Consider the following 6,640-nt stretch of genomic DNA (forward strand, 5'->3'; position numbering starts at 1 on the left):
GATGAAGGGCATCGGCAGCGGCGATCCCTCATAACAGGGCAGCGGCAGGTGAAAGAACACCAGCAACGTCGCGGCCACCATGACCAGCGCGCCGAGGATCGCGGTGAACCGCAGCGGCAGCGACGCGGCCGAGATGACGACCGGCACGGACAGCAGCACGCAAAACGGATTCGTCAGGCCGCCGGTCATGTAAAGCAGGCCGGTAAGCTGGATGCCGTCGAAGGTGAGGATGGCGAAGGCCGAAAGCGGGGTGAGCCGATGCGCCGCCGGATAGCGGAAGGTGAGCCACAGATTCATCCAGGCCGACAAGGCGATCAACGCGAAGCACATCGACACCGGCAGCGGGAATTTCAGGCCATAGGCGACGACGAGCACCGCGATGCTCTGGCCGACGATGGCGAGCCAGCGCAGGCGGATCAGCGTGTTGAGCCGCAGCCGCTGGCTTTGCTGGGAATCGGGCGCGCGCAGGATGTTGATCATCGACCTACGATTATAACCGCGTGAGGGTAAGCGCTAGTAGTGCTGAAAAGGTGACCTAAGCGATTGGCAGCCGGTGCTTCGGTTCACCGTCTTAAGTGACTGGCCGAGACCTCGCGACGTCGTCATCCACGGGCGGAGCGACGCGAAGCGGAGCGCAGACCCGAGGATCCATTCCGTTACCTTGACCGTAGAACGCAGCAGGGCAGAATTCTGCACCGTCGCAACGCTTGGAAGTCACGGAATGGATCCTCGGGTCTACGCGCGTCGCTTCGCTCCTTGCTCCGCCCGTGGATGACGACATGATGGGCGTTTGCGCCAATCGCCAAAGTCGCTGTCCGATAACGCGAAGCCGCCAAAGCTTCCGCCGCAAGCCTACGTCCCGCGCGGCTTGGCGCGGCTCGTGGCTGTAGCCAGCAGCGGATTCTCCGGCCAGACATGTTTCGGATAGCGGCCGCGCATGTCGGCTCGCACATCCGCCCAGGAGCCGCGCCAAAAGCCGGGGAGGTCGCGCGTCGTCTGGATGGGGCGGTGCGCCGGCGACAGCAGCTCCAGCGTCAGCGGCACCGTGCCGCCCGCGATCGCCGGATGGCGGTCGAGGCCGAACAGCTCCTGCACGCGGACCGCCAGCACCGGCCATTCGCCATCATAGCGGATCGGCACATGACTGCCCGACGGCGCGTCGAAATGGGTCGGCGCCAGCACGTCGACCTTGCGCTGCAGGTCGTGCGGGACCAGCGCCATGAGCGCCGACGACAAAGTCGCCGGCTTGATGGCCGCGAAAGAGGCATCGCCGGCGAGAAAGGGCAGGAGCCAATCGTCGAGGCCCTCGATAAGGGCCTCATCCGAAACATCGGGCCAGGGTGCGCCCAAGCCACGATGCAGCCAGCCAAGCCGCTGGCGGAGCGTTTCCGCCTCCTTGCCCCAATCGAGCAGAGACAGGCCGTGCTCTCTCAGGGCGTCGAGAATGGCGCGGTCGGCGTCGGCGCCGGACGGCGCCGGCAGCATCCGCTCGGACAGCGTGATGGCGCCGAGCCTGGCGGTCTCGCGCATGCGCACGGCGCGGCGCTCGCGGACGAAGCTCGCCTCGCGCTTCGTCTCGATGCGATCGGCAAGGGCTGCGCGGATATCGGCTTCTTCAACCGGCGCGGCGGCGGTGATGCGGGCGTTCTGCGCCTTGCCCTGCAGGTCGGCGACGACCAGCCAGGTTTCGTTGGCAAGCAGATCGGCGGCATCGACCATGGCGCCCGAGCCATTGGCGAGCACGAAGCGGCCGCGCTCGCCGCGCGCCCTTGCCACGCGATCCGGCCACGCATGGATGAGGAGCGAGCCGGCAGAGGTCGCCTCGCCGCCCTGCCCGCCACCGGCCTGTCTGGCCAAGCGTTCGGCGAGCTGCCTGGCGGCGTTGGCGCGGGGAGATTTCTCGCCACGAAACCGGATCAGACGCCGCTCCAGGTCGGCGCTGTCGCCGCCGGGGCCGCGCTCGGTCAAAAGCACGGCAAGCGTCGCCGCTTCGAGCGCATGGCCGGTCTTCGCCGCTTCGGCCACCATATGCGCCAGCCGCACCGGCAGCGCCAGTTTGCGCATCGCGGCACCCGCCTCGGTCAGCCGTCCGGTATTGTCGATGGCATGCAGCGCCGTGAGCAGCACCCTCGCTTCGTTGAGCGCCGGGGCCGGCGGCGGATCGAGGAAAGAGAGGCTCGACGGATCGGCGACGCCGAAGGCGGCGCAGTCGAGCAGCAGGCCGGACAGGTCGGCCTCAAGGATTTCCGGCGGCGTGAAGGCGGGAAGCGACGCGGTCTGCTCGGCGCGCCACAGGCGCACCGCGACGCCGGCTTGCGTGCGGCCGGCGCGGCCGGCGCGCTGGTCGGCCGAGGCCCTGCTGACGCGTACAGTCTCAAGCCTGGTCAGGCCGCTCGCCGGCTCATAGCGCGGCAGGCGCGACAGGCCGGAATCGATGACGACGCGCACGCCGTCGATGGTGATGGAGGTCTCGGCGATCGAGGTCGCCAGCACCACCTTGCGGCGACCGGCCGGCGCCGGCTTGATCGCCTGGTCCTGCGCCTTGTTGTCGAGCTGCCCGTAGAGCGGCACGATGTCGATGTCGGCGGCGACATTGCCCGCGAGTCGCTCGGCGGTGCGCTCGATCTCGCGCTGTCCGGGCAGGAAGGCGAGCACGCTGCCCTGCTCACTGCCCAAGGCCGCGCGCACCGCCTTGGCCATGGCGTCCTCGATAGCCGTGCCGGCAGGCCGTTCGTCGTAGCGGATCTCGACCGGAAAGGCGCGGCCCTCGCTTTCGATCACCGGCGCTTCCGACAAAAGCTTCGCCACGCGCGCGCCGTCGAGCGTCGCCGACATGACCAGCAGGCGCAGGTCCGGACGCAGCGCGCCCTGCACGTCGAGCGTCAGCGCCAGGCCGAAATCGCCGTCGAGCGAGCGCTCGTGGAATTCGTCGAAGATCACCGCCGAGACGCCGGGCAATTCCGGATCGTCGAGGATCATGCGCGAGAGCACGCCTTCGGTGACGACCAGGATTCTTGTCCGCGCCGAGGTGCGGTTCTCCATGCGCATGGCATAGCCGACCGTGCCGCCCGGCTCCTCGCCGAGCAATTCGGCCATGCGGCGGGCGGCGGCGCGCACGGCGAGCCGGCGCGGCTCGAGCAGCACGATCCGGCCCTCGCCGAGCCACGGCGCATCGAGCAGCGCCAGCGGCACCAGCGTCGTCTTGCCGGCGCCCGGCGGCGCTACCAGCACGGCGCTGTTGCGCCGGGCGAGCGCTTCGCCGAGTGCCGGCAGCACGGCTGTGACCGGAAGCTCCGGCAGGGATCTCGTCGTCATGTCGCCCGCATATCAGCCGTCGCGGTCGCTGCGCAACGTACGCACTCAAAGCCTGGTGCGCGAAAACGGGTTCCAGCGCACGGTGCCGAGCCTCACCTCTTCGCGCACCATGGTCAGCAGGCCGGAAGCGCCGACCACCGCAAGGCCGACCAGCGACAGCCAGTCGGGATATTCTTGAAAGAACAGCGCGCCGAGGATGACCGCCCAGACGATCTGCGAGTAATGCGTCGGCGCGATACGGTTCGCGGGCGCGTATTTGACCGCAAGCAGCTGCAGCAGCTGCCCGCCGGCGGTGAAGACGCCGGCCAGCACCAGCCAGACCAGTTGCCCGAGACCGGGCAGCGAGAACGACGTCGCGGCAGCGCCCACACCGTTGAAGACCAGGCCATAGCCGACCAGCGCGCCGAGGATCGTCGTGCGCTTCTCCTGCTGGGCGAGCGAGCGCATCAGGATAACGCTGGTGGCGGCGAGGAAGGCGTTGGCGAAGGCGGCGAGATGGCCGAGATGCAATTCGCGAAAGCCCGGCCGCACCACCAGCATGACGCCGACAAAGCCGGCGACCACGGCGAGCCACCGCCAAGGGCCGACCCTTTCCTTCAGGATGACCGTCGACAGGATGGTGACCAGCAGCGGCGCCAGGAAGATCAGCGCGTAGACTTCCGCCAGCGGAATGGTGGTGAAGGCAAAGACACTGAGCACGCCGGACGCGATGCCCGCCAAGGCACGCGCCTGCACCGCCCATGGCCTTTTGGTGCGCCAGGCGTCGCGCCAGCGTTCGTCGCTAGGTTTGGTGAAGAACAGAAAACAGCCGGCAAACAAGGTCGAGAAGAAGCCGATCTCGAAGACGGTGAACTGCCCGCCCAGGCTCTTGATGACGGCGTCGCTGAACGAATAGCTTGCATAGGCGATCAGGGCGAGCAGGATTCCGTTCGGCATACCATTTCCGGGAGAGAAGACGTGAAGATACTGGCGCTGGGGGCACATCCCGACGACATCGAGATATTCATGTTCGGTACGCTGGCCGCCTATGCCGCGCAAGGCGCAGAGCTTAATTTTGCGATAGCCACCGATGGTGCCAAGGGCGGCAAGGGCGATCCAAAGGCGCTTGCCCGCTTGCGGCGCGAGGAAGCGGCCAAGGCGGCGGGCCTGCTCGGCGTCGAGCCGCGCTTCCTCGACTTTCCCGACGGCGAACTCATCGCCGATGCCGCGTTGATTTCGGCGCTGAAGGCGCTGATCGGCGAGGTGAAGCCCGACGTCGCGATCACCCATGCGCCCTACGACTACCATGGCGACCACCGCGCCCTGTCCGACGGCGTGCGCATCGCGGCGTCCTTCGCGGTGCCGGTGCTGCATGCCGACACGCTCGGTGGCACCGGCTTTTCGCCGACACATTATGTCGAGATCTCGCATCATTGGGACATCAAGGCGAAGGCGATCCGCGCGCACCAGTCGCAAGGTCCGGAGCACTATGTGCACAGGGCGCGCCTCCAGAATGAGTTTCGCGCCGGCCAGTGCAACGGCGGCTCCGGCGCGCTGGCCGAGGCCTTCCGTTTCGAGCCGATTTTCCCCTTCGCCGACATACGCGCGCTGTTGCCGCCGGCACCGCCGATCCGGCCGCTACCGGTAAGCCCTGGTCCCACCGACCGGGCCGGCTGACCGCGGCGGGCCATAGCGCCGGCGGTCATTTCCCAACGATTTCAAGCACCGGTTTCGCTATGCTGCGGCGCAGCAACGAATTCGCTTGCGTTGTTTAGTAAAAAGAGCATCACTAAACAAATTACTAAACATCGGCTGCGCATCTCGCGCCTTGTTTAGGCCCTCGGAGGAGCGAGGGTTGAGGGGCTCTTGAAACCGTCATCCGGACGCGTTTCGCAAATGGGAGGTAAGGCATGAAATCGACCTTGAAACTGGCGTTGGGACTGGCCTCGGCGATCTTTGCGTCGACAGCCGTCTCGAACGTCGCGCATGCGGAAGACCTGACGCTGTGCTGGGCGGCCTGGGATCCGGCCAACGCGCTCGTGGAACTATCCAAGGACTTCACCAAGGAAACCGGCATCGGCATGAAGTTCGAGTTCGTGCCGTGGACCAACTATGCCGACCGCTTCCTCAACGAGCTCAACTCGCACGGCAAGCTCTGCGATCTGATCATCGGCGACAGCCAGTGGATCGGCGGCGCCGCCGAGAACGGCCACTACGTCAAGCTGAACGACTTCTTCGACAAGGAGAAGATCAGCATGGACGACTTCGTGCCGGCGACCGTGGTCGGCTATTCGGAATGGCCGAAGAACACGCCGAACTACTGGGCGCTGCCGGCCATGGGCGATGTCGTCGGCTGGACCTACCGCAAGGACTGGTTCTCGCGGCCCGAGCTGCAGAAGGAATTCAAGGAGAAGTATGGCTGGGACCTCGCTCCGCCGACCACATTCGACCAGCTGAAGCAGATCGCCGAGTTCTTCCAGAAGCGGCAGATCGACGGCAAGACGGTCTACGGCGCCTCGATCTACACCGAGCGCGGCTCGGAAGGCATCACCATGGGCGCCATGGACGTGCTCTACAGCTACGGCTTCCAGTATGAGAACCCGAAGAAGCCGTACGAGATGGAAGGCTTCGTCAATTCCGAGAAATCGGTGAAGGGGCTGGAGTTCTATAAGGCGCTCTATGATTGCTGCACGCCGCCCGGCGCGTCGAACAGCTACATGGGCGAAGGCGTCGACGCCTTCAAATCCGGCCAAGTGGCGATGCATATGAACTTCGCCTTCACCTGGCCCGGCCTGCAGAAGGACGAGAATGTCGGCGGCGACAAGATCGGCTACTTCGTCAATCCGAAGGGTCCCGACGGCGACCAGTTCGCCCAGCTCGGCGGCCAGGGCATTTCGGTGGTTTCCTATTCCGACAAGCAGGAATCGGCGCTGAAATACATCAAGTGGTTCGCCAACAAGGACGTGCAGGCCAAGTGGTGGTCGCTCGGCGGCTATTCCTGCCTGAACTCCGTCGTCAAGGATCCGAAGTTCCCGTCCAGCCAGCCCTACGCGCAGGCCTTCCTCGACTCGATGGCCATCGTGAAGGATTTCTGGGCCGAACCCAGCTACGCGCCGCTGCTGCAAGCCTCGCAGAAGCGCTTCCATGACTATGTCGTGGCCGGCCAGGGCTCGGCCAAGGACGCACTGGACGGCTTGGTCAAGGACTGGACGCAAGTGTTCCAGGACGACGGCAAGATGTGAACGGCTCCTCCCGAGCTCAACCGCGCGTCCCGTGCCGCCCTTGGCACGGGACGCAGTTCAGATAAATTCCATAGCCGAGACTTACCCCGTGACCGAAGCAGGAC

General features: G+C 66.0%; 4 protein-coding genes and 1 pseudogene. 2 read left to right on the plus strand and 3 right to left on the minus strand.

Annotated features, from left to right (window positions below; genetic code table 11):
• The 3 genes and pseudogenes from EOD07_RS17160 to EOD07_RS17170 all read right to left on the minus strand — a co-directional run.
• A pseudogene (locus tag EOD07_RS17160) lies at positions 1–480 on the minus strand (sensor histidine kinase); the annotation flags it as partial.
• Between the two features lie 372 nt (positions 481–852).
• Positions 853–3,315, minus strand: coding sequence for an ATP-dependent helicase HrpB (gene hrpB, locus EOD07_RS17165; protein WP_127236314.1), 2,463 nt, complete (start codon positions 3,313–3,315; stop codon positions 853–855).
• A 45-nt stretch (positions 3,316–3,360) separates the two neighbouring features.
• On the minus strand, positions 3,361–4,251 hold the full coding sequence (locus tag EOD07_RS17170; RefSeq protein ID WP_127236315.1) for a DMT family transporter: 891 nt from the start codon (positions 4,249–4,251) through the stop codon (positions 3,361–3,363).
• Positions 4,252–4,272: 21 nt separating this feature from the next.
• On the opposite strand from EOD07_RS17170, the gene EOD07_RS17175 reads away from it, so the two are divergent.
• Entirely contained in the window at positions 4,273–4,971 is a 699-nt protein-coding gene (locus tag EOD07_RS17175) for a PIG-L deacetylase family protein (RefSeq protein ID WP_127236316.1), read from the plus strand.
• 233 nt (positions 4,972–5,204) lie between these two features.
• Entirely contained in the window at positions 5,205–6,536 is a 1,332-nt protein-coding gene (locus EOD07_RS17180; protein WP_041001246.1) for an ABC transporter substrate-binding protein, read from the plus strand.
• Positions 6,537–6,640: the final 104 nt, after the last annotated feature.

It is taken from the genome of Mesorhizobium sp. M2C.T.Ca.TU.002.02.1.1 (assembly GCF_003997225.1).